This window comes from Lentzea roselyniae (genome assembly GCF_039537795.1).
GTDB classification, from domain to species: Bacteria; Actinomycetota; Actinomycetes; order Mycobacteriales; family Pseudonocardiaceae; genus Lentzea; species Lentzea atacamensis.
On sequence record NZ_BAABBE010000026.1, the window covers coordinates 23,365 to 48,844 of the forward strand.

The following is a 25,480-nucleotide window of genomic DNA, read 5'->3' on the forward strand; positions in this document are numbered from 1 at the left end:
GTCAGCGGCGTCCGAGCAGACGTGAGGCTGGAGCCGCTCCCCGGCAGCGAGCGGCGTACTCCGCCGCAGTGTTCAGCAACTCCTGCTCACCGAAGCGAACCGACCACGTAGACGCGTGCACATGCGTCCTTGTCGTGCCGAGCCGGGCGGCGGAAACGAGGACTGCTGTCATGGCACGTCTGTCCATCACGGACCAGCTCGCCGATCTGCGGCGCGCCTACACGGGCGAGAACCTGTCCCAGGCGGTGCCCGCCGTGCGCGGCGGAGAGCTGCTGCCCGACGCGACCACGGAGGCCCAGCGGCAGCTGGAGGCCAAAGTGCTCCTCGCGGGCTGCACCGCGGCGAGCATGCTCCAGCTGATGCCGCCTGCGAGCATCATCAGGCCCTCCCACGCGTTCCGGACGGTGGAACCGGGGGAGACCCCGAAGCTGCACCTGAGCGAACGCGCACTGGGCCCGTTGCTGTTCGAGTTGCTGCCGAGGACCGAGGCCGGTTACGGCATGGGCGTCGCGCGGCTCACGCACCGGCAGTACCGGCGATCGGCCGAACTGACCACCGGTGACGCGGGCGTCGTGCTCGCCGGCGTCGACGAAAGCGCCTGGGACCTGGGCATGCGGTACGTGCGCTGGATGCACGAGTTCCGCGGCGTCGAGTACACCGACGGCGGCGGCAACGACGAGGAGACGCCGGAAGCGGCCACTGGGAGCGCACTACTGCGCCGGGTACACCTGTGGCATGACGCGAGCTGGTTGCGAGCACTTCCCATGGGAACGGGGTGGTTCGTCGAGTGGCCGGGCGGGCCTGCCGAGGACGAGATCAGGGCGAGGCTCGCCCATCCGGAGTTCGGCACCGCACGCGAGATCACGCTCCGCCGCACCGAGGTGCCCGCTCAGGACGTCGAGGAGAACATGCGGACCTACCCGTGGCCTGAGGAGTTCGTGTCTGCCGTCACGGCTGGCGAGCCTGATCAGGGGGCTGCACGCCGGTAGACTGCGCTTTCGCCCGCAGGAACGATCGTCAGGAGGACCCCGGTGACCCAGCAGGCTGCCGAGGCCCAAGCCGAAGCCACGCGCAAGGCTCCCCGAGTGCTCGTCGCCGAGGACGAGGCGCTGATTCGCCTCGACCTCGTGGAGATGCTGCGCGAAGAGGGTTACGACGTGGCGGGCGAGGCCGCTGATGGTGAAGAGGCCATCAAGCTCGCAACCGAGCTCAACCCGGATCTGGTCATCCTGGACGTCAAGATGCCCAAGGTCGACGGGATCGAGGCGGCGCAGCACATCGCGGGCAACCGGATCGCGCCGGTCGTGATCCTCACCGCGTTCAGCCAGCGCGACCTGGTCGAACGCGCCCGTGACGCCGGTGCCATGGCCTACCTGGTCAAGCCGTTCGCCAAGCGGGACCTCGTGCCCGCGATCGAGCTGGCCATGAGCCGGTTCAGCGAGCTCGCCGCCCTCGAGCAGGAGGTCGCAGGGCTCACCGAACGCCTGGAGACCCGCAAGATCGTGGAGCGGGCCAAGGGCATCCTCATGACCAAGCAGGGACTGAGCGAGCCGGAGGCGTTCCGGTGGGTGCAGCGCACCGCCATGGACCGCCGCACGACGATGAAGGCCGTCGCGGAAGCCGTCATCGAGAACTTCGGCTGAGTTCCAGCCACACGGAGTCCGTCTGCGCCTCGGGGTTCTCGGGGCGCAGGCGGACTTCGACGTTGTGGCTGCCTTTCAGCGAGAGCTGGAGCTCGTGCCTGCCGCCGATCCCGCCCGGCATCGGCATGGTCGCCACGTGACCGCTGTCGACGTACACCTCGAACCCCGCTATCGGCGCCACTGATCGCGCGGGGGCCGCGTCGAGGGTGACCACCAGCGTCGCCTCGTCCGGTGTCACAGACGCGAACTCAGCGGTCATGACGGGCAGCACGGGCGCGGGCTCGTCCGGTGCGTTGGGCAGCTTCACCGGCGACAGCCCCGGCACCTCCAGGTAGCTCTCCAGCACCTGGGCCTGCGAGGCGCCGGGCATGCGCAGCACGAACGGTGTCAGCGCGTCCGGACCGGCAGGACCGAGCAGTTCGGCCGGCACGTCCCCGGCCACCGTCAGCTCGCTGTCCTGCGCCCCGGACCAGCCGCTCACGACCGGTCGCAGCGGAAACCGGGCCGAGCCGAGCTGGGCGACCAGGCCGTTCGGATCACCGCCGTCGCCGAGCCGCACCGTTGCCTGCAACCGCGCTGACTCAGCCCTGTGCAACGGTGCGCGCGCCACGCCTATGCCTGGCGCCTCCTCGTCGGACTCCAGCACGCGCAACGTCCCCGCCACGATCGATGTCTCGCTCACCTCGGGTATCGGCGTTCGCCCGGTGATGCCGACGGCGTCGATCTCCACGCGGCCTGGACGGGCTGGCGGCGGCGTGACACCGATCAGGACGCTCGCTTCGCGCCACTTGGGCACGACCGGGGAGCCGGCGATCTGCACGCCGTCCTGCAGAACGAGCAGGCCGCCGCGCGTCAGCACGACTTCGAACCGATGGAGAACGCCCGCGCCACGCGTGCCGGGTGAAACGGAGTCGTCCACCACCACGCGAACCGCGTCGGCGGGAGGAACCGGTCCGACGCGGTCCGGCGTGCCGGGAACCAGGTCCAGCACCAGCTTCCCGCGCGGTCCGGCCGCGTCCGTCACCACGGCGACGCGGCCCAGCTCGTCAGACTCGTTCAGCTGCAACAGCGTCCGCGCGCGCAACACCGCCGTGTCGTTCCCGCACGGCATGTCGAGCACGAGACGGCTGGAGCCGTGGCTGGGGTTCACGCAGCCCTCGCGGCCGCTCAGGTGGTAGCGGCGGGCCAGGTGCGAGTCGTCGAAGTCGTCCAGCCACTCCATGACCGCCCGGCGCCACGAGTCGTCGTCAGCGCGTTCCTCGGCCCTGACCGGCAGCGATCGCTGGCCGAACGCGTCCACCGCCTGCACGTCGGGCCGGCCGCGCCCCGCGATCTCGGGTGACGCGACGAGCCTGCCGAAGACCTCGTAGCCCGACACGCCGGGCACGGGCGTCCATTGCACCCTGCCGTGGTTACTCCATACGGAGGACGGCGGCTCGGGACGCGCCGATCGAGACGGCAACTTGACGAAATCCGCCGCGTACTCCGTCAGCCGAACAGGCTCCGAGCTGCGCTTTTTCGTCGGGTCATCGGTCTGGCGAAGCACGAGCACCGCCGCGACGAGCACTACGGCGGCTCCCACTGCAGCGATCACCCGACGACGCGGAGTCATATGCACACGTTATGGCAGGGGTCCAAAGAGTGAACGAAGGTTACGGTATGTGAGATTGCTTAAGGAAAACATAACGCCGCGTTGCGTTATGGTCACGAGCCCATTGGGTTTGATGACTGGGGTCACAATCATCGCCTAGGTTCCGGCCATCCCTCAGGAGGAGGGGTCGTGGAGCGGTGCGCGGAGAACTCGCGCCCGCCGGGAGCAGGGATAGAGGAGGGACTCACGTGCGTAAGCACCTTGTGAAGTCCGCAGCCATTGTCGGCTCGACGCTGCTCGTTCTCGCAGCTTGTGGGTCGAACAAGCAAGAAGGCGGCAACGCGGGGGGCAGCTGCGACACGTCGAAGGGCACTCTGACCATCGGTGTTGTCGCCCCGCTGTCCGGCAACCTGTCCGCTCTCGGCATCGGCATCAAGCAGTCTGCCGAACTCGCCGTGGACGAGGCCAACAAGAAGTGCACGGTGAAGGGCTACAAGCTGGCCGTCTCCGCGCAGGACGACGAGGCGAACCCCGCCAAGGGCGCGCAGGCCGCCACCAAGCTGGCGACCGACCCGAACGTCGTCGGTGTCGTCGGCACCCTGAACTCGTCTGTCGCCCAGACCGTTCAGCCGATCCTGCGGGACAAGAAGATCCCCCAGGTGTCGCCCGCGAACACCAACCCGTCGCTGACCAGGGGCAACGACTTCCTGACCGCTCCGAAGCGTCAGTTCGACAACTACTTCCGCGTCTGCGCCACCGACGACCTGCAGGGCCCGTACGCGGCCAACTACCTCGTCGAGAAGGCCGGCAAGAAGAAGATCGCCATCGTCACCGACGGCAAGACCTACGGTGCGGGCCTCGCCGCCGAGCTGTCGAAGCAGGTCGCCAAGAAGGGCGGCACGATCGTCGGCCAGGAGACCGTCGGCGAGAAGGACACCGACTTCTCCGGCGTCATCGCCAAGATCAAGGGCCTCGCGCCCGACGCCGTCTACTACGGCGGCGAGTACCCGGCCGCGGGTCCGCTGTCCAAGCAGATGGCGAGCGCCGGTCTGAACGTCCCGCTGATGGGCGGCGACGGCATCTACGACGGCAAGTTCATCGAGCTCGGCGGCAAGGAAGGCGACCTCGCCACCTCCGTCGGCGCGCCGGTCGAGTCGCTCGCGACCGCCAAGGCGTTCGTCGACGCGTACAAGGCGAAGTTCGGCAAGGAGGACTACGCCGCCTACGGTGCGTTCTCCTACGACGCCGCGAACGCGATCATCGGTGCCCTCGGCGCGACCCTCTCGAGCGGTGACTGGGCCGAGTCGAAGCGCGAGGACATGCTGACCAACGTCGGCAAGTACAGCGCCTCCGGTGCCACCGGTGAGATCAAGTTCGACCAGTACGGCGACAGCACGAACAAGGTGCTCACCGTCTACCAGGTCACCTCTGGCAAGTGGAAGGACGTTCAGACCGGCGAGTTCACCGGCTGACGACTACTGATAAACGATTGAAGCTACGGCGGGGGCGGGCGTTGTTTGCTCGCCCCCGCCGTCTACGGAGGTAGTCGTGTCAGTCCTGCTCCAACAGCTGGTGAACGGGATCGTTCAGGGGTCGTTGATCGCCCTGATCGCTCTCGGTTACACGATGGTGTACGGCATCATCCAGCTGATCAACTTCGCCCACGGCGAGGTTTTCATGGTGGCCTCGTACGGGGGCCTCGCCACGTTCACGCTTCTTCCTGACGACCTCAAGAAGTCGCCTGCCGTGGCTCTGCCGCTCATGTTCGTCGGCGGCATCGTGGTCGCGGTCGTCGTCGCCGTGATCATGGAACGGTTCGCCTACCGGCCGCTGCGCAACGCGCCCCGGCTGGCACCGCTGATCACAGCGCTCGGCGTGTCCGTGTTCCTGCAGGAAGCCGTGCGCGTCTGGTACCCGAACGCCACGTCGAACCTGCCTTACCCGAAGGTCTTCCCGGAGGGCAACCTCTCCCTCGGCACCATCAGCGTGCCGTGGACCGGCGTGCTGCTCGTCGTGCTGTCGGTCGGCCTCTCGATCCTCCTGCAGACCTACATCAACCGGTCTCGCATGGGCCGGGCGATGCGCGCCACCGCGCAGGACCCCGACACCGCGAAGCTGATGGGTGTCAACCCCGACCGCGTGATCGTGCTGACGTTCGTCTTCGGCGCCGTGCTCGCGGGCGTCGCGGGCGTCATGTTCGGCGGGTACCTGAGCAACATCAACATCGACATGGGCTTCCAGAACGGCATCTTCGCCTTCACGGCGGCCGTCCTGGGCGGCGTCGGCAGCATCCGCGGTGCGGTCATCGGCGCGTTCATCATCGGTCTGATCAAGACCCTGGCCGGTCAGTACATGCCGGGCGGCACCCAGTACGACTACGTGTGGATCTTCATCGTGCTGATCCTCGTGCTCGTCTTCCGCCCGCAGGGTCTGTTCGGTGAGCCGGAAAGGGTGCGCGCATGAGCACGGTCGACACTACTTCTGGCAAGCGTTCCGCGCTCGCACCCTTCGCCAAGCCGCTCGCGGCGGTCGGCGGTGTGCTCGCGATCGTCGCGGCGCTGCTGCCGTGGGTCACCTTCACCCTCAACGACGGCAACTGGCCGGACAAGTCGACGCTGCAGTTCTTCGACGCTCCGTTCGCCGTCACCGGGTTCCGCTGGCACCTGCTGCTGCTCGGCGTGCTCATCCTGGTCGCGGCCTTCGCGCCGATCCCGTCCAGGGGTCGCGTCGTGCGGGCGCTCGGCTGGGGCGTCGCGGTCGTCTCGTTCATCAACGGCGCGTACATCACGGCCAAGGGCGGTGGCCTCGGTGCCATCACGGCCCTCGACGGCGCGACCGCGTTCGGCAGCGTCGCCGGCCTGGTCGCCGGTGTGCTGACGATCCTGGCGGGCTACGGCTACGGCATCACGCCGGTCGGCGAGTGGAAGTTCAAGCCCCCCACACCGGTCGCGTACCTGGTGCTGCTGGTGTCGTTCGCGGGCGTGCTCCTGGCCGTCGCCGCGATGCTGACCACCGGTGGTGTCGGCACGTCGAACCCGTACGCGGGCGCGATCTTCCTGTCGTTCCTCGGGTTCGCCGGTGGTGTGCTCGGTGCGCTGAGCGGTGTCGGGTTCATCCGCTGGCTCTCGGTGCTGTCCGAAGAGCACCGCGTGTTCAGCGTGATCGTGCTGGCGGCGTGCGCGTTGCTGCTGCCGTTCACCGACGCCGGCAACGAGTACTGGATGACGGTCGCGGCGAACATCGGCATCTACGCCGCCACCGCGATCGGCCTGAACATCGTCGTCGGTCTCGCGGGTCTGCTCGACCTCGGGTACGTGGCGTTCATGGGCATCGGCGCGCTCGTCGCGGCGAACTTCTCCGGAGCGGCCGCCGCGAACTTCGGCATCGAGCTGCCGTTCCCGGTCGCCGCGGTGATCGCCGCCGTCGTCGCCGGCATCTTCGGCGCGATCGTCGGTTCGCCGACGCTGCGGGTCCGCGGTGACTACCTGGCGATCGTGACGCTGGCGTTCGGTGAGATCTTCACCCGCTCCGCGCAGAACGACATCGGTGGCATGACCAACGGCTCCAACGCCATCCCGGGCATTCCGGCGCTGTCGTTGTTCGGCAAGGAGTTCAACCGGGAGCTGTCGATCGGCGCGGTGAAGCTGCCCGCCGGCGTGCTCTACTACATCCTGATCGTCCTTCTCGTGGCCGCCACCATGGCGGTGTTCGCGAACCTCAAGTTCAGCCGCATCGGCCGGGCCTGGATCGCGATCCGCGAGGACGAGGACGCTGCCCGTGCGATGGGCATCCGGACCGGACAGGCGAAGATCCTGGCGTTCCTCATCGGCGCCACGCTCGCGGGCCTCGCGGGTGCGGTGTTCGCGCACAAGAACGCCACGGTGTCCTACGAGTCGTTCAAGTTCCTCGAGTCGATCACGCTGCTTGCGGCGGTCATCCTCGGCGGCATGGGCTCCATCCCGGGCGCCGTGCTCGGTGCGTCGCTGCTGTTCGTGCTGCCGGAGAAGCTGCGTGACTTCGAGGAGTTCCGCCTGATGATCTTCGGCCTCGCGCTGATCCTGATCATGCGGTTCCGTCCGCAGGGCCTGATCCCCGACCGGCACCGCCGGGCGGAGCTGGCTGATGAGGATGTTGGTGGTGCGCCGGTCGACGAGGTGCACGCGGCGTCGAAGGAGGCGAAGGCGTGACCACGCCGGTTTTGGAAGCGCGTGACGTCTCGATGGTCTTCGGTGGCCTCAAGGCGTTGAAGGGCGTCACCCTGACGCTCGAAGAAGGCAAGATCGTCGGCCTGATCGGCCCGAACGGCGCGGGGAAGACGACGTTCTTCAACTGCCTGACGGGTCTGTACACGCCGACCACGGGCCAGGTGCTCCTCAAGGGCAACACCCTGCCCGGCGACCCGGCGAAGGTGACGGACGCGGGCGTCGCACGCACGTTCCAGAACATCCGCCTGTTCCCCAGCATGACCGTGCTGGAGAACGTGCTCGTCGGCCGGCACGTCCGGATGAAGCAGGGCCCGCTGGCGTCGCTGTTCCACGGCCCCGCCTACCACCGCGGGGAGAAGGCGGCGCGCGAGCGTTCGCGGGAGCTGCTGGAGTTCGTCGGTCTTCGCGGACCGGACGACGAGCTCTCTCGCAACCTCCCCTATGGCGACCAGCGCCGTCTGGAGATCGCGCGCGCGTTGGCGACGGACCCGGCGGTGCTGCTGCTGGACGAGCCCACGGCGGGTATGAACCCGCAGGAGACGGAAGCGACGCAGCAGCTGATCTTCCGCATCCGCGAGACGGGTGTGTCCGTCGTCGTCATCGAACACGACATCAAGTTCATCTTCGGGCTGTGCGACTCGGTTTCCGTGCTCGTGCAGGGCGAGCTGCTCGTCGAGGGCAGCCCCGAGGTCGTGCGGGCGGACCCGCGGGTGGTCGAGGCCTACCTCGGCAAGCCCCCGGAGGAAGTCGAGCTCGACATCGAGGCAGCGAAGGGGGAGCAGGCATGACCGCGCTGCTCGAAGTCCGCAACCTCTCGGTCGCCTACGGCGCGATCGAGGCCGTCCGCGACATCTCGTTCACCGTCGAGGCCGGCCAGATCGTGTCGCTGATCGGCGCGAACGGTGCGGGCAAGACCACGACCCTGCGGACCATCTCCGGTCTGCTGCGTCCGGCGTCCGGCGAGATCCTGTTCCAGGGCAAGCCGATCCACAACGACCCGGCGCACGCGATCCTCGGCGAGGGCATCGCCCACTGTCCGGAGGGCAGGCGGCTCTTCCCGCGGATGACCGTGGAGGAGAACCTCCAGCTCGGCGCGTACGTCCGCAAGGACGACGGCGTGCAGGCCGACATGGAGCGGGTCTACGAGCTGTTCCCCGTCCTCGGGGAGCGGCGCCACAACAAGGCAGGGCTCTTCTCCGGTGGTGAGCAGCAGATGCTGGCCATCGGTCGCGCGATGATGTCGAAGCCCCGTCTGCTGATGCTCGACGAGCCCTCGATGGGTCTGTCGCCGATCATGACGCAGAAGATCTTCGACACCATCAAGGAGCTGCAGTCGCTGGGCACCACCATTCTCCTGGTGGAGCAGAACGCCCTGGCGGCGCTGGCGTTGTCGGACCACGGTTACGTGATCGACCTCGGACGCACCACTTTGGACGGTCCGGGTCACCAGCTGCTGGCCGACCAGCGGGTGCGTGACGCGTACCTCGGTGAGGCGCACTGAAGTTCTGTGTTGCGGGAGCGGGGCGGAGGCTTGTCCTCCGCCCCGCTTTCGTTCACCCGCGGTCGAACTCGGCGAGGATGCGCGGCAGGGCGAGCTTGGCGGCCCTGCCGTGGTTCACGTCCGCGCCGAGGTCGATGAGCGTGCTCTGGGCGTGGTGCTGCTCGAGACGCTGGTCGCAGTGGGCGGAGGTCTCGATCGTCACGTCCTCGTCGCCGGTGGACGAGTAGATCGACACCGGCACCCGCGGGCGCCAGTCGCAGTAGCCGTCCGCCTCGCGCAGTTTCGCGCGCAGCACGCCGGTCGGGTGTTTGACGCGCGCCAGGTAGGACTCGGTGAACAGCTCGGAGATCGTGCCAGGCAGCTTCGAGAAGATCTCCTCGTTGCGGTGCTCACCGTCGAAGAGACCCTCGATCGAAGGGTCCTTGAACGCCTCGGCCGGGTGGTCGTACAGGTGGTGCAGCCGGTTCCCCGCCACCGTCCAGTACGCCAGGTACGCGACGCCGTTCGCGATCTCGTCGTTGGCGCCCTGGGCGACGAGCCGGCTCGGCCTCATCGGGCCGCTGATCGGTGCCAGGCCGCCGAGCTTCAGCCCTGGATCGGCGCCGCGGTGCAGGGCCTGGCCCAGCGCCATGGTCGCGTGGCCGCCCTGCGAGTGGCCGGTGATCATGACGCGGGGGTCGGGACGGAGGTCCAGCCGCGCGGCCAGCTTCCTGGTCGCCCGCAAGGCGTCCACCGACGCCGTGACGGTCGACGGCGCGTCGGCGTAGGGGTGGAAGCCGGGGCCGGTGCCCAGGCCCAGGTAGTCCGGTGCGGTGGTCAGGTAGCCGGCCGAGGCGAAGAGCAGCGCGGCCGCGCGGTCGTTGCCGTCCGCGACCGACGCCACCGAGCCCCGGTAGCCGGTGGTGCCGTGCAACCAGGTGACCTGGCGCGGTGATCTGTCGTTGTTGCGCGGCGAGGCGACGAGAGCGCTTGCCGTGGTCGGTTTTCCGGCCGGGTCGATGGTGCGGTACACGATGCGCTTCGCGTCCACACCGAAGCGGACGCGGGAGGCGTCCAGGTCGTAGTCCCCCAGGTAGCTGACCAGCTGGCTGGTGTCCATCGTGGACACCGGGACGACGTTGAGGAGTGCGCCGCGGCCCGCGTGAGCGGACGCGGTGGCCGGGACGAAAGCGACCACCGCGCCGCACAGGGCTGCTGCTGTCAATCGAGTCGGGAAGGTCATGGCACCACGATCTCGTTCGGATCAGGAGGAGTCAGTGGTGCTGACCGCAGAGTCGGGGGTGGGGCCCACCCCCGTGCTCAGGCTCCGGGCGCCTTGGGGCGCAGGAGGCACGTGAGGCGCGCGGTGCAGGTGCGCTTGCCCTCTTCGTCGGTCACGACGATCTCGTACGTCGTCGTGCTGCGGCCGAGGTGGATGGGACGGGCGACGCCCGTGACGACGCCGTCGGTCGCGGCCCGGTGATGGGTGCAGGACAGCTCCAGTCCCACCGCGACGGAGCCGAACTGCGCCGCGTGCATCGCCGACGCGACGGAGCCCAGCTGTTCGGCGAGGACCGCGTTCGCGCCGCCGTGCAACAGGCCGAACGGCTGGCGGTTGCCCTTCACCGGCATCGTCCCGATCATCTCCTGGACATCCCATCGGGTGATTTCGATGCCCATGCGGGAGGCCAGCTGTTCGGCTTCGAGGTCGGAGGGCAGGTCGGGGATCACACGGGCTCCAAGGGCTCACGCGAAAGTGTCAGACCCCCACCCTAGACTCGGGCTCGTGACTCCCTCAGACGTGAAGCGGCTCCTGCTCATCGACGGTCACTCGATGGCCTACCGCGCGTTCTACGCCCTGCCCGCCGAGAACTTCCAGACGGCGACGGGGCAGGTCACGAACGCCGTGTACGGGTTCACGTCCATGCTGATCAACATCCTGCGGGACGAGAAGCCCACGCACGTCGCCGTGGCGTTCGACGTGTCGCGCAAGACCTTCCGCTCCGAGCAGTACCCCGAGTACAAGGCCGGTCGCTCCAAGACGCCGGACGAGTTCCGCAGCCAGGTCTCCCTGATCGGCGAGGTCCTCGACGCGCTCCAGATCTGCAAGATGGAGAAGGAGGGCTACGAGGCCGACGACATCATCGCCACGCTGACCACGCAGGCAGTGGAGCAGGGCTTCGAGGTCGAGATCGTCACCGGAGACCGGGATGCGTTCCAGCTGGTCAACGACAAGGTGACGGTGCTGTACCCGGTCAAGGGCGTGTCCGAGATGGGCCGGTTCACCCCGGCGTACGTCGAGGAGAAGCACGGCGTGCGGCCCGAGCAGTACGCCGACTACGCGGCGGTGCGCGGCGACTCGTCGGACAACCTGCCGAACACGCCGGGCGTGGGCCCGAAGACGATCATCAAGCTGCTCAACCAGTTCGGCGGCCTGAACGAGCTGGTCGACCGCATCGACGAGGTGCCGGGCAAGGTCGGAGAGGCGCTGCGCGGCAACCTGGCGAACATCATCATGAATCGCCAGCTGACCGAGCTGGTGAAGGACCTGGAGCTGCCGTACCAGATCGACGGCCTCGAGGTGCGGCAGTGGGACCGCGACGCCGTGCACCGGCTGTTCGACGAGCTGGAGTTCCGCGTCCTGCGCGACCGTCTCTTCCAGACCCTCACGACCGCGGAGCCCGAGGCCGAGGAGGGCTTCGAGGTCTCCGGCGGCGCGATCCCGGCAGGCACGCTGGCCAAGTGGCTCGACCAGCACGCCCGCAAGCAGCGCGTCGGCTTCGCGTTGCGGGTCGTGGGCAACGACATCGAGGGCGTCGCGCTGTGCACGGCCTCCGGTGAGGGCGGCTACGTCGACGTCACGCAGCTGAACGAGGCCGATGACAAGGCGCTCGCCGAGTGGCTGGCCGACGAGAGCGTGGCCAAGGCGGGCCACGACCTGAAGCTGCCGTTGCGGCAGGTGCGCGCCCGCGGGTGGAAGCTGCGCGGGCTCACCTCGGACACGGCACTGGCCGCCTACCTGGTGCGTCCCGGTCAGCGTTCGTTCGCCCTGGACGACCTGGCGCTGCGCTACCTCAAGCGCGAGCTGCGCGCGGAGGAGTCGGGCGACGGCCAGCTGTCGCTGCTGACCGACGAGTCCGAGGAAGCGCAGAAGGTCGCGACCGGCGCGATCCTGCGCGCGCGTGCGGTGGCCGAGCTCGCCGACCGCCTGGACGCCGAGCTCGTGACCATCGGCGGCGCCGGCCTGCTGGCCGATCTCGAACTGCCGCTGATGAACGTGCTGGACGAGGTCGAGGCCGTCGGCATCGCGATCGACGTCGAGCACCTGTCGGAGCTGGAAGCGCACTTCGCGGCTGGCGTGAAGGACGCGGCCCAGGAGGCGTACGCGGTCATCGGCAAGGAGATCAACCTCGGCAGCCCGAAGCAGCTGCAGGCGGTCCTCTTCGACGAGCTGAACATGCCGAAGACGAAGAAGACCAAGACCGGTTACACCACCGACGCCGACGCGCTGCAGAACCTCTTCGAGCAGACCGGGCACCCGTTCCTGCAGCACCTGCTCGCGCACCGCGACGTCACGCGACTGAAGTCCACTGTGGACGGACTGCTCAAGTCCGTCGCCGACGACGGCCGCATCCACACGACGTTCCACCAGACGATCGCCGCCACGGGCCGGCTGTCCTCGACGGACCCGAACCTGCAGAACATCCCGATCCGCACGGACGAGGGCCGCCGCATCCGCCAGGCCTTCGTCGTCGGCGACGGCTACGCGGAGCTGATGACCGCGGACTACAGCCAGATCGAGATGCGCATCATGGCCACGCTGTCCGGCGACGAGGGCCTGATCGCGGCGTTCAACAGCGGTGAGGACCTGCACACCTACGTGGCGTCGCAGGCGTTCTCGATCCCCACCTCCGAGGTGACGGGCGAGATGCGCCGTCGCATCAAGGCCATGTCCTACGGTCTCGCCTACGGCCTGAGCGTCTTCGGTCTCTCGCAGCAGCTCCGCATCCCGACCGAAGAGGCCCGCGAGCAGATGGAGGCCTACTTCTCCCGCTTCGGCGGCGTTCGCGACTACCTCAACGAGATCGTCGAGAAGGCCCGCAAGGACGGCTACACCGAGACCGTCCTCGGCCGCCGCCGCTACCTGCCGGACCTGACCTCGGACAACCGCCAGCGTCGGGAGATGGCCGAACGCATGGCCCTCAACGCGCCGATCCAGGGCAGCGCCGCGGACATCATCAAGGTGGCCATGCTGGGCGTGTTCCGCGCGCTGGAGTCGTCCGGCCTGCGGTCGCGCATGCTCCTGCAGGTCCACGACGAACTGGTGCTGGAGATCGCCGACGGCGAGCGCGAGGCCGTGGAGGCCCTGGTCCGCAACGAGATGGGCAACGCCTACCCGCTCCGGGTGCCGCTGGAAGTCTCGGTGGGCGTGGGCCGCTCCTGGGACGACGCCGCCCACTAGCCGACTGAAGCAGCCCGTCGCCTGAGCTCCGGCTCGGGTGGCGGGCTGTGCGCTGTCGTGGAATTCCCCCCATTGGAACGTATAACGCACTGGGGGACTTGCCGCAAGACCCCGTGCAACCCGCACAATTCGTGCCCTGACCAGGGGATTGAGGGGGTTTCACCATGCGGTTTCTGGTGTCCACGATCGGTTCGCGGGGAGAGGCGCAGCCGGTCACCGCGCTGGCCGTGCAGCTGAAGGAGCTGGGCAACGACGTGCGGGTCGTCGCGCCGCCGGACTTCGAGGAGCTCGTCACCGGCAGCGGAATCGACTTCACGCCGGTCGGTCCGGTCCTGCGCACCGCCACGGCCGTGCAGCGCACGCCGGACGAGCTGCGCAGGCTGGCCGAGGAGTCGGTGAGGGAACAGTTCCGGGTCATCGGCCAGGCGGCGCGGGGAGCGAACGTCCTGGTGGCGGGCGGCGCGTTGCAGCACGCCACGCGTTCGGTGGCGGAAAGCCTCGGTGCGCACTACGTGTACACGAGCTTCTGCGCGAACACGCTGCCCTCGCCGCACCACGCGCCGCCCGCGATGCTGGGCCGTGTTCCGGTGAACGGAACTCCCGAGGAGAACCTCGCGCAGTGGGAGCAGCAACGCCACCTCTTCGCGTTCGCGCGCGATGTCCTCAACACCGAGCGCGCCGAGCTCGGGCTCGGCCCGATCGACGACGTCCGCGACCACATCTTCGGCGACGCCCCGTGGCTCGCCGCGGACCCGGTGCTCGGCCCGTGGCCAGGTCCCGGCGAGCTCGTGCAGACCGGTGCGTGGCTGACCGACGACCGACGTCCGCTCGAACCAGAGCTCGAAGCCTTCCTGGCCGACGGCGAACCGCCGATCTACTTCGGCCTCGGCAGCATGCGCGGCGCCCAGGAGACGGCCCGTCACGCCATCGAATCCGCCCGCGAACTCGGCAAGCGGGTGGTCCTCCAGCACGGCTGGGCCGACCTGCGGCTCACCGACGACGCCCCGGACTGCCTCGCGATCGGCGAGGTGAACCAGCAGGCGCTGTTCCGCCGCGTCGCCGCGATCGCGCACCACGGCGGCGCGGGCACCACCACGACGGCCGCGGCGGCCGGCACACCGCAGATCGTGCTGCCCCACATGTACGACCAGTACTACTGGGGCAACCAGGTCGAGCGGCTGAACATCGGCCGCTCGGCGGAAGCCGTGACGGCCGAGGTCCTCGCCGAAGCCCTCGAGCTGGCGGAGGAAGCCGCCAAGGTGGGCACGCAGATCCGCACGGACGGTGCGCGGGTGGCCGCCGAACGCCTGATGGGCCTCAACGCATGATTCGGGCGAACAACGAGCGCAGACTCAGCCGGACGCCCCTCGGCGCGGTCCGGGAGCAGGACGGCGTCCTCGTCCGCCGACCTCGACGCGTTGGTCGAAAGTCAGAAGGCCCTTGCCGCACAACGGAGTCAGCCCGTCGAGTGGCGGATCCACCGGCACCACGCGGCGCCGGGCCTCGCCGGGCAGCTGACGCGGGCGGGCTTCACCGAGGACGAGCCGGTCAGCGTCATGATCACCACGCCGAGCGAGGCCCTGTCCGCCACGCGGTTGCCGGGCCGGGTGCGCGTCGCCCAGAGCGAGGCGGAGATCGACGAGGCCCGGCAGGCGAGTCCGGCCACGCGCCGGATCTGGGCGTACCACCTCGCCATCCCGACGTGGTACGTGTTGCGGCACGAGCAAAAGCTCGCCGGTGTGCTGTGGAGGCTCGAAGGTCAGGACGAGTCCGTTCCTGCACTCCGTCGTGCCAGCCCGGCCCCGGCGGCAGCGGTACCTCCTCATCGAATGCACGAGTGCGGTGCGCGCTCTCGTGGCGGAGCACCGATTTCGTGAGCTGACCACGATCCGCACGTTCCGCTGGGCGCTTGGCGGAGCGCACCCCACACCCGGCCGATCAGGCCGGTCGGCGAGGTCGAATACGCGGATCTGCTGGACCGCTTCAGGCGGAAGTTCACGTTCCGGCCGAGCACGCACACCTTCCCCGCCCTCGCCGAGCCGGAGGACTCGGTGACCTGGGCGGAGCACCTCGACGCCGCGGCCGAGATCCAGGCGATCGCCGCGTGCACCGCACCCGGCGAGCTGATCTTCTCGGCCGACCCGTACCACCTCGGGAGTGCGGCCGACCCGCACCGCGTGGACGGGCCAGGTCAGCCGAGGTGGCGCGAGCCCGTTGCCGGCGACGGTGACCACGCCATCAACACCACGTTCGACCTGCGGTTCGGCACGTTCGCGCATCCGTGGGAGGACTCGCTGTGCGTGTGGGGTGCCGATCTCCTCCAGGAAACGCAGGGGAGCGCTGGACGCCGTGCTGCCGCGGCTGCGCACCGGAGGCCGGGTGAACCGGGCCAACTGAGACGTACGTGTTGTGGGTGTCCGCGCGTAAGGGGTGACCCGCACATGTCGTACCAGGTTGGGCTCGATCTCGGATCCGCAGGTACCACCGTCGCCACCGAACGGGGCGTCACGACCGCCACCCGGCGGCACCCGCACGCCCCGGCCAAGGAGATCGCGCAGCTCCTCGACGATCTCACCGCCCGCTACGGGGAGGCGTCGAGCCGGGTCGCGATGACGCACCCGTTGAGCTGGCCGCACGAGCACCTCGAACAGCTCAGGCAGGACCTGATCGACGAGGGGCGCGCGGACGTGTTGTTCGTGCCGGCGCCGCACGCCGCGGCGATCGCGTTCGACGCCTGCGCCGGGATGCCCGAGCACAGCGCGGTCGCCGTGTTCGACTTCGGTGCCACCGCGGCGGACGTCACCATGCTGCGCAAGCAAGGGGTGTTCCTGCTGGCAGGGCGGCCGGAGCGGGTCGACATCGGCGGGTTCGACCTCGACGACCTGGTGGTCGAGCACGTCACCGCGAAGATCGGGACGCACAGCCCCGAGCTCGTGCGGAGCTGCGTCGAGGCGAAGGAACTGCTCGGCAGTTACCCCGAGGTGCGGATTCCGGTCGTGGTCGGCGCCGAGGTGCGTGAGGTCAGGCTCAGCCGGCTGGAGTTCGAGGCGATCATCCGGCCGTCCGTCGAGCTGGCCGTCGCGGCACTCGAACGAGTCGTCAGAGCCGCGGGGCTGTGCGAGCCCGACGTCATCCTGCTCGTCGGTGGATCGGCGCGGATTCCGTTGGTGGTCAAGGAGATCACGGAACGGCTGGGCATCCCGGTGCTGCGTGCTCCCGACGGCGCCGCCGCGACGGGTGCCTTCCTCGAAGCCCGGCAGCTGGAACCCGAACCGGCCGACGAGCCGACGGTGTGGGTGCCGGCACCGCGCGAGGAAGCCAAGCTGGAGCGGCGGATTCCGACGACGCCGTTCATCGCCGCCGGATTGCTCGCGGTCGCCGTCATGGGCGGGTGGGCCGCGCACGAGGCCATGAACCAGCCGAAGGTCATGATGGAGACGACCAGCGTGGAGCTGGCGCCACCGGGAACGGCGGTGCTGCCCCGGTTCTAGTGCCGCACTAGAGGGCGCGGATCTCCTTCAGCGTGCGGTCGATCTCCTGCGGTGTGTTGAGGATGGCCGTGCCGATCCGGGCGTACGGGATCCGGTACGACGCCGTGGTGATCTGGATCCGCTTCTGCGCCAGGCGATCCACGACCTGCTGACCGCTCTGCCCTGCGACGTCGAAGCACACCATGCCCGCGGACATCTTCGGGTCGCGTGGCGTGTGGATGACGGCGCCGGGTATCTCGGCGAGGCCGTCCTTGAACCGGGTCGAGAGCTCGGTGATGCGCGCCGCGACGCGGTTTCGGCCGAGACGCTGGTGGAACCGCACTGCCGCCGGCACCGCCCACTGGTGCTCGAACGCGTGGAACCCGCCGGGCCCGAGCAACGACGTGGGGCTGCGGCCGTCGAGGCCGGGCAGCAACGGGTCGATCTGGTTCGCGACCGCCGGGTTCACCCAGACCATGCCGGTGCCGCGCGGCCCGAACAGCCACTTGTGCGTGCCCGCGACGAACACGTCGGCGCCCATGCGCGCTGCGTCGTCGTCGACTGCGGCCAGACCGTGCACGCCGTCGACGACCAGCAAGCAGCGGTCGGCCTCCGCGCGTCCGCGGTTCGCCTCGGCCACGACCTGCGCGCAGGCCCGCACCGGCATGCGCAGGCCGGTGCTGGACTGGACCCACGTGATGCCGACGGCACGGGTCTGCGGCGTGATCGAGCTCCTCAGCCGGGTCGCGATCTCGTCCTCGGTGGCCTTCGCCGAGTTCTCGTAGAGCGTGCCGACCCGGATCCGCGCGCCGGCGCGGTGCGCGGCCAGCTCGGCCGCCTGCCGGTGCCAGAAGTGGTCCTGGTCGTTGAGCAGGAGTTCCTGGTCCGCGCGGAGCCGCAGGCCCCCGTAGACGATGGAGAGCCCGGTCGTGGTGTTCGGGACGAGTGCGATGTCCTCGGGACTGCCGCCGACGTACTGCCCGAGCGAGGCGGCCACCTCACCGAACCTCGCCGCGGTCCAGTCGTGCGAGTTGGCGTCCAGCTCGCGTTTGATCTTCTCGACCGCGGTGCGCACCTCGCGCGGGTTCGAGGCCAGGTAGAACAGCCCCAGGTTGATCAGCGCGGGGTCCACGCGGAACTCCCGGCGCACCGCGCCCCAGTCCATCGCACCCTGCGCGGCCGACGCCGCGGACGGCGTGACGGCGAGAAGCCCGGTCCCCACGAGGAAGTCACGGCGATCCATGCCTCCCATAGAACCGCTCCCGCACCGGATTGCGCAGCGTTTTGCCGGGAGCGAAGGCATCTCGACTCGTCGCGGTGGCTTCCACGACCCACACCGGCAGCGCGGGCAGGGCGTCGACGCCGGCCACGGCGATGGTGCCGGGCTCGAAGCGGGTGATCTCCCAGCCCGCGTCCTCCAGCGCGGTCCGCAGCTCGGCCTCGATGGAGACCTCTACCGGTACCTGACCGAGCGCATCGGCAGCCTTGACGGTGTGCGCGAGTCGGAGACCGCGCCGATCCTCCGCACGCTGAAACGTGTCGCCATGAGCGAGGATGAGGCATCCTCGTAGCGCCTGGGGTTGACTGGGGGATGGGGGATGGGGGGTGTGAGCGTGCGAGCGCTCGTACTTGGGCCGATCGAGGTGTGGGTCGGCGACAGGCAGGTGAGTCTCGGCGGGCCGAAACCGCGGACGTTGCTCGCCGCCTTGCTGCTGCAGCCGCGGCAGGTGGTGCCGGTGGAGCGGCTGATCGACCTGATCTGGGACGAGTCACCACCGCAGACAGCGGCTGCGCTGGTGCACACCTACGTGTCGTCGCTGCGGCGTGCGGTCGGCAAGGCGCTGGTCACCAGGGCTCCGGGGTACCTCCTCGACGTCGACAGCGACGTCGAGGAGTTGAACAGGCACCTGACCACGGCACGGCAGGCGGAACGGGCCGACGACCCGGCCACGGCCATCACGCACTACCAGCACGGGCTCTCGTTGTGGCGCGGTCCGGCGTTGCACGGTGTCGACGCGCAGTTCGCCCGCGGGCACGCGATGACGCTCGAGGAGTCCAGGCTCAGCGCCGAGGAAGGGCTCGGCCGGTGTGAGCTCGCGCAGAACCGGGTCGAGGACGCCATCGCGCGGCTGTCGTCGCTGGCCAACGCGCACCCGGCCCGTGAGGACACGCGTGAGCTGCTCATGCGGGCCTTCCACCGCGCGGGACGGCAGGCGGACGCGCTCAACGTCTACCGCGAGGCCCGCGAGTACCTGCTCGACGAGCTCGGCATCGAACCGGGCGAGAAGCTGCGGGACCTGCAGACGGCGATCCTCAACGGCACGATCGAGACCGCCCCGCAGCGCACGGTGGTGGCGACGGTGCCGGTCGCGCCTGTGCAGCAGGTCGTCCCGCACCACCTGCCGCCTGACATCAGCGACTTCACCGGACGCGAGGAGACGTTGAAGCGCGTGCTGGCCCTCACCGGGGGACAGGACGACCGCACCGCGACGCCGACCGTGGTCGTGTCCGGGTTCGGTGGCGCCGGCAAGTCGGCGCTGGCCGTGCACGCGGCCCACCTGTTGCGGAAGTCGTATCCGGACGGGCAGCTGTTCGCGGACCTGCGCGGCGCGGGCAGGGACCTGGAGCCGCAGGAGGTGATCGGGCGGTTCCTCGGGCTGCTCGGCATCTCCGGCCAGGACCAGCCGGTCGCACCGGACGAGCGTGTCGAGCTGTACCGGCGCACGGTCTCCGACCGCCGGCTGGTGATCGTGCTCGACAACGCCCGCAGCGAGGCCCAGGTCCGGCCGCTGCTGCCGGGCAACGCGAACTGCTTCGTGATCATCACCAGCCGCAGCAGGCTGACCGGGCTGGAGGGGGCCGAGCCGATCGAGCTGGGCTTCTTCGACGACACGGTCAGCGAGGAGATGCTCAGCCGGATCGTCGGTGCCGAGCGGATCGGTGCGGAACCAGAAGCGGCGCAACGGATCGCGAAACTGTGCGGCGGGGTGCCGCTCGCGCTCAGAGCGGCCGGTGCGAAGCTGCTGGCGCGGCCGCACTGGCCGTTGAAGACGCTCGCCAAACGGTTGTCTGACGAGCGCAGGCGCCTGGACGAGCTGGAGACCGGTGACCTCGCGATCCGGTCGTCGTTGAAGCTCAACTACTCCGAGCTTGACGTGCGGCACCGCAAGGCGTTCCACCTGCTGTCGTTGCTCGACCTGCCGGACTTCGGCGCGTGGATCGCGGCTCCGTTGCTGGACATCTCGCCGTACGACGCGGAAGACGTCGTCGAGCACCTGGTGGACCTGCGGCTGGTGGACGTCGCGGGCGTCGACCAGATCGGCAGGGTGCGCTACCGGTTCCACGACCTGGTGCAGCTCTTCGGTGCCGAGCAGGCCGCGAAGGAGCCCGCGGAGGAGGTCACCGAGGCGGTCACGCGCACGCTCGCGACGTGGCTCGCGCTGGTGGAGACCGGTGTGCAGAAGCTGCCGCGCGTGACGCTGGGGCTGCGGCCTCAGCTGCACACCACGATCGAGGTGGACCCGCGGCTGGCGGAGGACGTCGAGGAGGACCCCACCGGCTGGCTGCACTCCGAGACGGCCGCTGTGGTGCGCGCCGTCGAACGGGCCCACGACCTCGGCGTCGACGAGCTGACGACGACGGTGATCACGTCGCTGCTGTCGTCGCCTTTCGCGGCACGCAACGAGTTCGGAAACTGGCAGCGCACGCACGAGGTGGCGCTGCGGTCGGCCAGGGAACGCGGCAACCGGCGGGCGGAGGCGGTGCTGCTGGCCGGACTCGGGCAGCTGCGGTACGAGCAGGACGACTTCGCGGCGGCGCTGACGAACTTCCAGCAGGCGGCGGAGATCGCGGCCGAGATCGGCGAACCCGAGACGCTCGCCGTCGCGCACGTCGGCATGGGCACGGTGTACCGCGACCTGGCCGAGTTCGAGCGCGCCCGTGAGCTGCTCGACAAGGCGATCGCGTTGGGCGACGACGGAGTCGTCGCCGCGGCGAGCTACGGCGTCGGGGCGATCCACCGCGACCACGGCGACCTGGACGAGGCGACCACGGCGTTCGAGCGGTGCGTGGAGCTCTACCGGGCGCAGGACGACCAGCGCGGAGAAGCGCTGGCGTTGCGCGGACTCAGCCTGTGCCACCGGGCGGCGGGAGCGTTCGCGGAGGCCGTCGCCCTGAGCCGGGAGGCCGAGCAGATCCTGCGTGAGGCGGGGGACGAGCTCGGTGCCACGTATGCGGCTCAGTCGCTGGCGAAGGCGTCGCTGCGGGCGGGCGAACTGGACGGCGTCGACGACCTCCTGTCCGAGTGCCTGGAGGTGTGCACGCGGCAGCACGACCGGTTCGGTGTCGCGCTGGTGACGAGGACGCTCGGCGAAGCCGCGCTGGCGCGAGGAAAGGACGAGGACGCCGTCGCGCTCCTCGAGGACGCGCTGGGTCAGTGGCGGGAACTGGGGTTGCCGCTCTGGCAGGCGCGCACCATGCGCGATCTCGCGGCCGCCGCGCGGGACGACGAGATGTGGTTGCGGGCCAAGGAGTTGTTCACCCAGCTCGGCGCGCGTGAGGCGAAGGAGCTGGAAGGGCTGAGCGCCGCTCGGTGGCGCTCAGCCCTCTAGCCGCCACGACACCTCGGCGCTGCCGGCACCCGGCGGGACGGCCACGTTCCGCGAGACCTGCTGGGCGAGGCCGTCCGCGGGTGCGGACGACCTGCTCGGGGCCGCCGTCGAACGACACGGAGACCGTCGCCTGCATGCGCATCGCCGTGGCGTATTGGGAAGAAGTCGGCGCCGTGGTCGTGGCCGGCGATGTCTGTGCTTCGACGGTTGTCAGTACAAGCTCACTGTCTGGCCGTGACCTGCACATCGCGCGCGGTCAGCTCGGCACCGCAGTCCGTGCACTCGACCTTCGCGCGCACACCGCCGCCGCAGTCGCGGTGGTGCAGGTGGAACGACTCCTCTTCCTCGGGAGCCATCCACTTCTCGCCCCACGTGCGCAGCGCCATGAGCACCGGGTAGAGGTCCCTGCCCTTCTCGGTGAGGCGGTACTCGTGCCGTGTGCGGCCGTCTTCCTGATAGGGCACGCGCTTGAGCACGCCCTCCTGCAGCAGCACGTTGAGGCGGTCTGTCAGCACGCTGCGAGAGATCTCCATCGCCGTCTGGAAGTCCTCGAAGCGGCGGGTGCCCAGGAAGACCTGGCGGAGCAGCAACAGCGTCCAGCGCTCGCCCAGCAGCGCCGCGGGACGGCCCAGGGCGCAGGGCATGCTGGCGAAACTCGCGTACGGCATGAACACAGGATATCCCTTGCGTTCGTTTTTCGAACTCAGATACAGTTCGGATTCCGAACTCAGGGGGTCGATCCTCATGCGCGTCACCGAGCTCAACCGCGACACCGCGCCGGAAGCTGTCGACGCGGTGTTCGAAGGACTGTCCGCGCGAAGCCGCTACCTGCGGTTTCACGCCCCGACGCCACGACTGACCGCGTCCGCCCGGCGGGTGCTGGTCGACGTGGACGGCGAGCGGCACGCGGCCGTGTGCGCCCTCATCGGTGGCGACCCCGTCGGCATCGCCAGGGTGATCAAGACCGGCGAGTGCCGTGCGGAGATCGCGGTCGCCGTCGTCGACCTGTGGCAACGCCGGGGTGTCGGCAGGCGTCTGCTGGAGGAGCTGACCGCGATCGCGGCCAGGATGGGTGTCGCCGAGCTCCGCGGTGACGTGCTGCCGGACAACGAGGGAATGCTCGCCCTCGCCCGCAAGGTCCTGCCCGGTGTGCGTCTGACCAGGGAAATTGACACGATCGGGCTGAGCTACCCACTCGCCTGGGTGACCGCCGAGATCACCGATGCCGATCTTATAGACAGCTTGCAGGAGTTTTAGAGGTCGCGCGCCGACGATGGGCGCGTGACCACCGCACGAGCCGCCGGCCGCCTGATCAGCCGCTCCGAGATCGTGGAGCGCGCCTGTTCGTGGCTGCGCGACTCGGTTCCGTACAGCCAGACGAGGTTTCACCAGAACGAGCACGGCATCTACCGCGCCGACTGCTCCGGGTTCGTGTCGATGGCGTGGGGACTGCCCGGCAAACCGGAAGCCCGGCACGGTGGGCTGGACACGCGCGGCCTGGTTCTCGTGAGCAGCCTGATCACGCCGGAGGAGCTCAGGGCGGGGGATGTGATCATCCGCTCGGAAGGCACCAGGGAGACCCGGCACGTCGTGATCTTCGCGGCGTGGGCGGAGGAATCCGGCCGGTACTGGGCGTACGAACAGGCGGGTGGTCACCGCACCCGCCTGCGTTCCGTCACCTACCCCTACGAGACCGGGGCGAGGCTGTACACGCCACGCCGCTACGTCAGCGTTCTCGAAGCGTGAACGGTCCAGCCGACTGTGCAACCGGTGACCGCGCTCCTGGCCGTGGAGGAAGGCGACCTCGCCCGTGCGGGCGGCATCGCGGCGCCCGCACGGGCGGAGTTCGCCGCCCGCGGGTTCGGGCGGCCTTTCACCGTTGACCGGCTGAAAGGCGCCGAGAGGTCCTGACCTGCCCGCTCACCTCGTGCGACCAGGCGGCGACCCGCAGCTCAGGATCGTCACCCGACCGGGCGGAGGGACCGAACTAGGGACGTTCGACTGGACCAAAACTTCACATCACCTTGCTACGGTGACCGGCATGAGATCGTGGGGGATGTTGGCGGCCGCCGCGGCGGCCATCACGTTCGGCTCGACGCTGGCGATGCCAGACGTCGCGGTCGCCGCTGCCGAGGGCGGGGTCAGCTGCGGGACGTACGCGGCGAACTCCAAGATCACGCGGGCCGAGATCCTGGCGCGCTCGCGCACGTGGATCAGCGCCCGTGTGCCCTACAGCCAGAGCGACTGCTTCGGCAACAGGTACGGCGCCTACCGGACGGACTGCTCGGGCTTCGTGTCGATGGCCTGGGGCCTGCGCATCTCCTACACGACTCACATCCTCGAGCAGGTCGCGCACCGCATCGACTGGGAGGACCTCCGTCCCGGCGACGCGCTCAACGACCGCGAGAACCACGTCGCGCTGTTCATCGGCTGGGCCGACGCGGCCAAGACGCGTCCCATCGTGCGCGAGCAGGCGGGTCCGGACGGCTCTCGCCCGGTGCAGCGGGTCTGGAGCGCCGCCACCGCGCGCCAGTACGTGCCGCTGCGCTACAACGGCCTCGTCGAGGCCGGTGGCGACAAGACCACCAGCGAGACCCCGGTGACGGACAAGCCGGTCGTCAACGCCGGCCCGCAGATCTCCAACACCGGGCAGCAGCAGCTGGAGGTCTTCGCCCGCGCCGCCGACGGCACGATCATCACGAACTTCCACAAGACGAGCCGCTGGAACGGCTGGCAGCAGCTCGGGCCAGAGCTCTTCGCCGGTGACCCGGTCGCGCTGATGAACCCGCAGACGAAGATCGTCGAGGTGTTCGCGCGCGGCACCGACGGCAAGGTCTACCGCCGCGTCGACGGCAAGTGGGTCGCGCTCGGCGACACGGCCGTGGCCGGCGAGCCCGTGCTGGTGTGGAACGACAAGAGCAAGGCCGTCGAGGTGCTCGCGCGCGGCGCGGACGGTGTGCTGCTGCGCTTCACGGACAAGTGGGCGCCGCTGGGCGACCGCAGGATCCAGGGCAACCCGGCCGTCGCCGACAAGGACGTCTACGCGCGTTCCGCCGACGACAAGCTCGTCAAGTGGGATGGCACCACCTGGCAGGACCAGGGCGAGACGAAGATCGTGAGCGACCCGAGCGTCGCGGTCGACCAGGTCTTCGTGCGCACCGCGTCCGGCAGCGTCGAGCAGTACGCGGCGGGTGTCTGGAAGTCGCTGGGCGGCAAGGGCACCGGCGCTCCGTCGGCGGTGTTCAACACGACCACCGGCTCGATCGACGTCGTGCAGCTCGGTGAGGGCGGCATCGTCGAGCACTCCCGCGCCACCGCCAACGGCTTCACGACGTGGGCCAGGCTCGGCAACACGAAGGTCGCCGAGGCGCCGAGCGCGATGTACCACGCGCAGACCAAGACCGTCGAGGTCTTCGCGCGCACCGACGACGGCAAGCTGATCCGCCGCTTCTACAAGGAGAAGGCGGGCTGGAGCCAGTGGGCGCTGCTGAGCGACCGCGGCATCAGCTGACCTGAAACGCAGGAAGGGCCGCGACTCCGGTGAGTCGCGGCCCTTCATCGTTCTCAGCTCAGCACTTCGTCATCATGCCCAGCATCGCCTGCGTGATCTTCTGCTCGTCCTGGGCGATACCCGCCTCGGTCACCGCGCGCGCGGCGTCGCGGCACGCCTTCATCGAGTTCATCTCGTTCTCGAGCTTGCGCCGCTCGTCGGTGGCGGCGGTCGCCAGGTCGTCGGCGCTCTTCGCCTTCTTCGTGAGGTCCGTGATCTCGCGGTCCTTGCCCTCGACCTGCTTGGACAGGTCGGTCGAGCGGCCCTTCTCCGTGAAGTAGAGCGCGCCGAACGTGCCCGCGGCACCGAGCAGGAGCACCGCGGCGATCGCGAGCACCACGACGCCGGTCTTCTTCGGCTTCGGCGCGGCCGGCGGGACCGGGGCCGGGAGCGCCGCCTCGGGCTGCTGCGGGAAGGCAGGCGTGTGCGCCTCGAACTGCGGCTGCGCAGGCTGAACAGAGTCAGTCAT

The 25,480-nt window shown here is 69.4% G+C and carries 23 protein-coding genes; 17 read left to right on the forward strand and 6 right to left on the reverse strand.

Annotated features, from left to right (window positions below; all coding sequences use genetic code 11):
* Positions 1-170 precede the first annotated feature (170 nt).
* Complete coding sequence (locus tag ABFX45_RS34480; protein ID WP_346134619.1) at positions 171-989, forward strand: hypothetical protein; 819 nt, start codon at positions 171-173, stop codon at positions 987-989.
* Between the two features lie 42 nt (positions 990-1,031).
* Positions 1,032-1,643 carry an ANTAR domain-containing response regulator gene (locus tag ABFX45_RS34485; protein WP_109641042.1) on the forward strand — a complete coding sequence of 204 codons (612 nt, stop codon included), beginning with the start codon at positions 1,032-1,034 and terminating at the stop codon, positions 1,641-1,643.
* Here the strand turns inward: ABFX45_RS34485 and ABFX45_RS34490 are convergent.
* On the reverse strand, positions 1,624-3,045 hold the full coding sequence (locus tag ABFX45_RS34490; RefSeq protein WP_346134620.1) for a hypothetical protein: 1,422 nt from the start codon (positions 3,043-3,045) through the stop codon (positions 1,624-1,626). The genes ABFX45_RS34485 and ABFX45_RS34490 overlap by 20 nt on opposite strands.
* 437 nt (positions 3,046-3,482) lie before the next feature.
* Between ABFX45_RS34490 and ABFX45_RS34495 the strand changes: the two genes are divergently transcribed.
* The 5 genes from ABFX45_RS34495 (at position 3,483) to ABFX45_RS34515 (ending at position 8,940) form a co-directional block, all read left to right on the forward strand.
* Positions 3,483-4,706 (forward strand): branched-chain amino acid ABC transporter substrate-binding protein, encoded by a 1,224-nt coding sequence (locus ABFX45_RS34495; protein WP_233440154.1) that lies wholly within the window; start codon positions 3,483-3,485, stop codon positions 4,704-4,706.
* 76 nt (positions 4,707-4,782) lie between these two features.
* Complete coding sequence (locus ABFX45_RS34500) at positions 4,783-5,697, forward strand: branched-chain amino acid ABC transporter permease (RefSeq protein ID WP_109641039.1); 915 nt, start codon at positions 4,783-4,785, stop codon at positions 5,695-5,697.
* Entirely contained in the window at positions 5,694-7,421 is a 1,728-nt protein-coding gene (locus ABFX45_RS34505; RefSeq protein WP_109641038.1) for a branched-chain amino acid ABC transporter permease, read from the forward strand. The genes ABFX45_RS34500 and ABFX45_RS34505 overlap by 4 nt, the downstream gene beginning before the upstream one ends.
* Positions 7,418-8,227 (forward strand): ABC transporter ATP-binding protein, encoded by an 810-nt coding sequence (locus ABFX45_RS34510; protein ID WP_170155279.1) that lies wholly within the window; start codon positions 7,418-7,420, stop codon positions 8,225-8,227. The genes ABFX45_RS34505 and ABFX45_RS34510 overlap by 4 nt, the downstream gene beginning before the upstream one ends.
* Positions 8,224-8,940, forward strand: a complete 717-nt coding sequence (locus ABFX45_RS34515) for an ABC transporter ATP-binding protein (RefSeq protein WP_109641037.1) — start codon at positions 8,224-8,226, stop codon at positions 8,938-8,940. The genes ABFX45_RS34510 and ABFX45_RS34515 overlap by 4 nt, the downstream gene beginning before the upstream one ends.
* 52 nt (positions 8,941-8,992) lie before the next feature.
* Here ABFX45_RS34515 and ABFX45_RS34520 read toward each other — a convergent pair whose 3' ends face one another.
* Complete coding sequence (locus tag ABFX45_RS34520) at positions 8,993-10,162, reverse strand: alpha/beta hydrolase (RefSeq protein WP_346134625.1); 1,170 nt, start codon at positions 10,160-10,162, stop codon at positions 8,993-8,995.
* 77 nt (positions 10,163-10,239) lie between these two features.
* A complete protein-coding gene (locus tag ABFX45_RS34525; RefSeq protein WP_109641080.1) occupies positions 10,240-10,599 on the reverse strand; it encodes a hotdog fold thioesterase in 360 nt (119 codons plus the stop codon).
* Here ABFX45_RS34525 and polA point away from each other — a divergent pair.
* The 4 genes from polA to ABFX45_RS34545 all read left to right on the forward strand — a co-directional run bounded on the left by polA (position 10,598) and on the right by ABFX45_RS34545 (position 16,872).
* Positions 10,598-13,381 carry a DNA polymerase I gene (polA, locus tag ABFX45_RS34530; RefSeq protein WP_428834271.1) on the forward strand — a complete coding sequence of 928 codons (2,784 nt, stop codon included), beginning with the start codon at positions 10,598-10,600 and terminating at the stop codon, positions 13,379-13,381. The genes ABFX45_RS34525 and polA overlap by 2 nt on opposite strands.
* 164 nt (positions 13,382-13,545) lie before the next feature.
* The gene (locus ABFX45_RS34535) at positions 13,546-14,709 is read left to right on the forward strand and encodes a glycosyltransferase (protein WP_346134627.1); all 1,164 of its coding nucleotides are present in this window, start codon (positions 13,546-13,548) and stop codon (positions 14,707-14,709) included.
* A gap of 90 nt (positions 14,710-14,799) precedes the next feature.
* Positions 14,800-15,258, forward strand: a complete 459-nt coding sequence (locus ABFX45_RS34540; RefSeq protein WP_346134629.1) for a hypothetical protein — start codon at positions 14,800-14,802, stop codon at positions 15,256-15,258.
* 60 nt (positions 15,259-15,318) lie between these two features.
* Positions 15,319-16,872, forward strand: coding sequence for a DUF2716 domain-containing protein (locus ABFX45_RS34545; protein WP_346134737.1), 1,554 nt, complete (start codon positions 15,319-15,321; stop codon positions 16,870-16,872).
* 7 nt (positions 16,873-16,879) lie between these two features.
* Here the strand turns inward: ABFX45_RS34545 and ABFX45_RS34550 are convergent, their stop codons facing one another.
* The gene (locus ABFX45_RS34550; RefSeq protein WP_109641030.1) at positions 16,880-18,094 is read right to left on the reverse strand and encodes an aminotransferase class V-fold PLP-dependent enzyme; all 1,215 of its coding nucleotides are present in this window, start codon (positions 18,092-18,094) and stop codon (positions 16,880-16,882) included.
* Here ABFX45_RS34550 and ABFX45_RS34555 point away from each other — a divergent pair.
* Together ABFX45_RS34555 and ABFX45_RS34560 are read left to right on the forward strand one after the other, a co-directional pair.
* Positions 18,093-18,422, forward strand: coding sequence for a hypothetical protein (locus tag ABFX45_RS34555; RefSeq protein ID WP_346134631.1), 330 nt, complete (start codon positions 18,093-18,095; stop codon positions 18,420-18,422). The genes ABFX45_RS34550 and ABFX45_RS34555 overlap by 2 nt on opposite strands.
* A gap of 42 nt (positions 18,423-18,464) precedes the next feature.
* Complete coding sequence (locus tag ABFX45_RS34560; RefSeq protein WP_346134633.1) at positions 18,465-21,461, forward strand: AfsR/SARP family transcriptional regulator; 2,997 nt, start codon at positions 18,465-18,467, stop codon at positions 21,459-21,461.
* Positions 21,462-21,682: 221 nt separating this feature from the next.
* Here ABFX45_RS34560 and ABFX45_RS34565 read toward each other — a convergent pair whose 3' ends face one another.
* Positions 21,683-22,129 (reverse strand): winged helix-turn-helix transcriptional regulator, encoded by a 447-nt coding sequence (locus tag ABFX45_RS34565; protein WP_109641027.1) that lies wholly within the window; start codon positions 22,127-22,129, stop codon positions 21,683-21,685.
* Between the two features lie 76 nt (positions 22,130-22,205).
* Between ABFX45_RS34565 and ABFX45_RS34570 the strand changes: the two genes are divergently transcribed.
* The 4 genes from ABFX45_RS34570 (at position 22,206) to ABFX45_RS34585 (ending at position 24,972) form a co-directional block, all read left to right on the forward strand.
* Complete coding sequence (locus tag ABFX45_RS34570) at positions 22,206-22,718, forward strand: GNAT family N-acetyltransferase (protein ID WP_170155276.1); 513 nt, start codon at positions 22,206-22,208, stop codon at positions 22,716-22,718.
* Positions 22,719-22,742: 24 nt separating this feature from the next.
* Positions 22,743-23,207, forward strand: coding sequence for an NlpC/P60 family protein (locus ABFX45_RS34575; protein WP_346134636.1), 465 nt, complete (start codon positions 22,743-22,745; stop codon positions 23,205-23,207).
* Between the two features lie 24 nt (positions 23,208-23,231).
* Positions 23,232-23,372: a hypothetical protein gene (locus ABFX45_RS34580; RefSeq protein WP_170155275.1), complete on the forward strand. Its 141-nt coding sequence runs from the start codon at positions 23,232-23,234 to the stop codon at positions 23,370-23,372.
* A 130-nt stretch (positions 23,373-23,502) separates the two neighbouring features.
* Positions 23,503-24,972 carry a DUF8189 domain-containing protein gene (locus tag ABFX45_RS34585; RefSeq protein ID WP_146231824.1) on the forward strand — a complete coding sequence of 490 codons (1,470 nt, stop codon included), beginning with the start codon at positions 23,503-23,505 and terminating at the stop codon, positions 24,970-24,972.
* 58 nt (positions 24,973-25,030) lie between these two features.
* Here ABFX45_RS34585 and ABFX45_RS34590 read toward each other — a convergent pair whose 3' ends face one another.
* Positions 25,031-25,480, reverse strand: coding sequence for a hypothetical protein (locus tag ABFX45_RS34590; protein ID WP_109641023.1), 450 nt, complete (start codon positions 25,478-25,480; stop codon positions 25,031-25,033).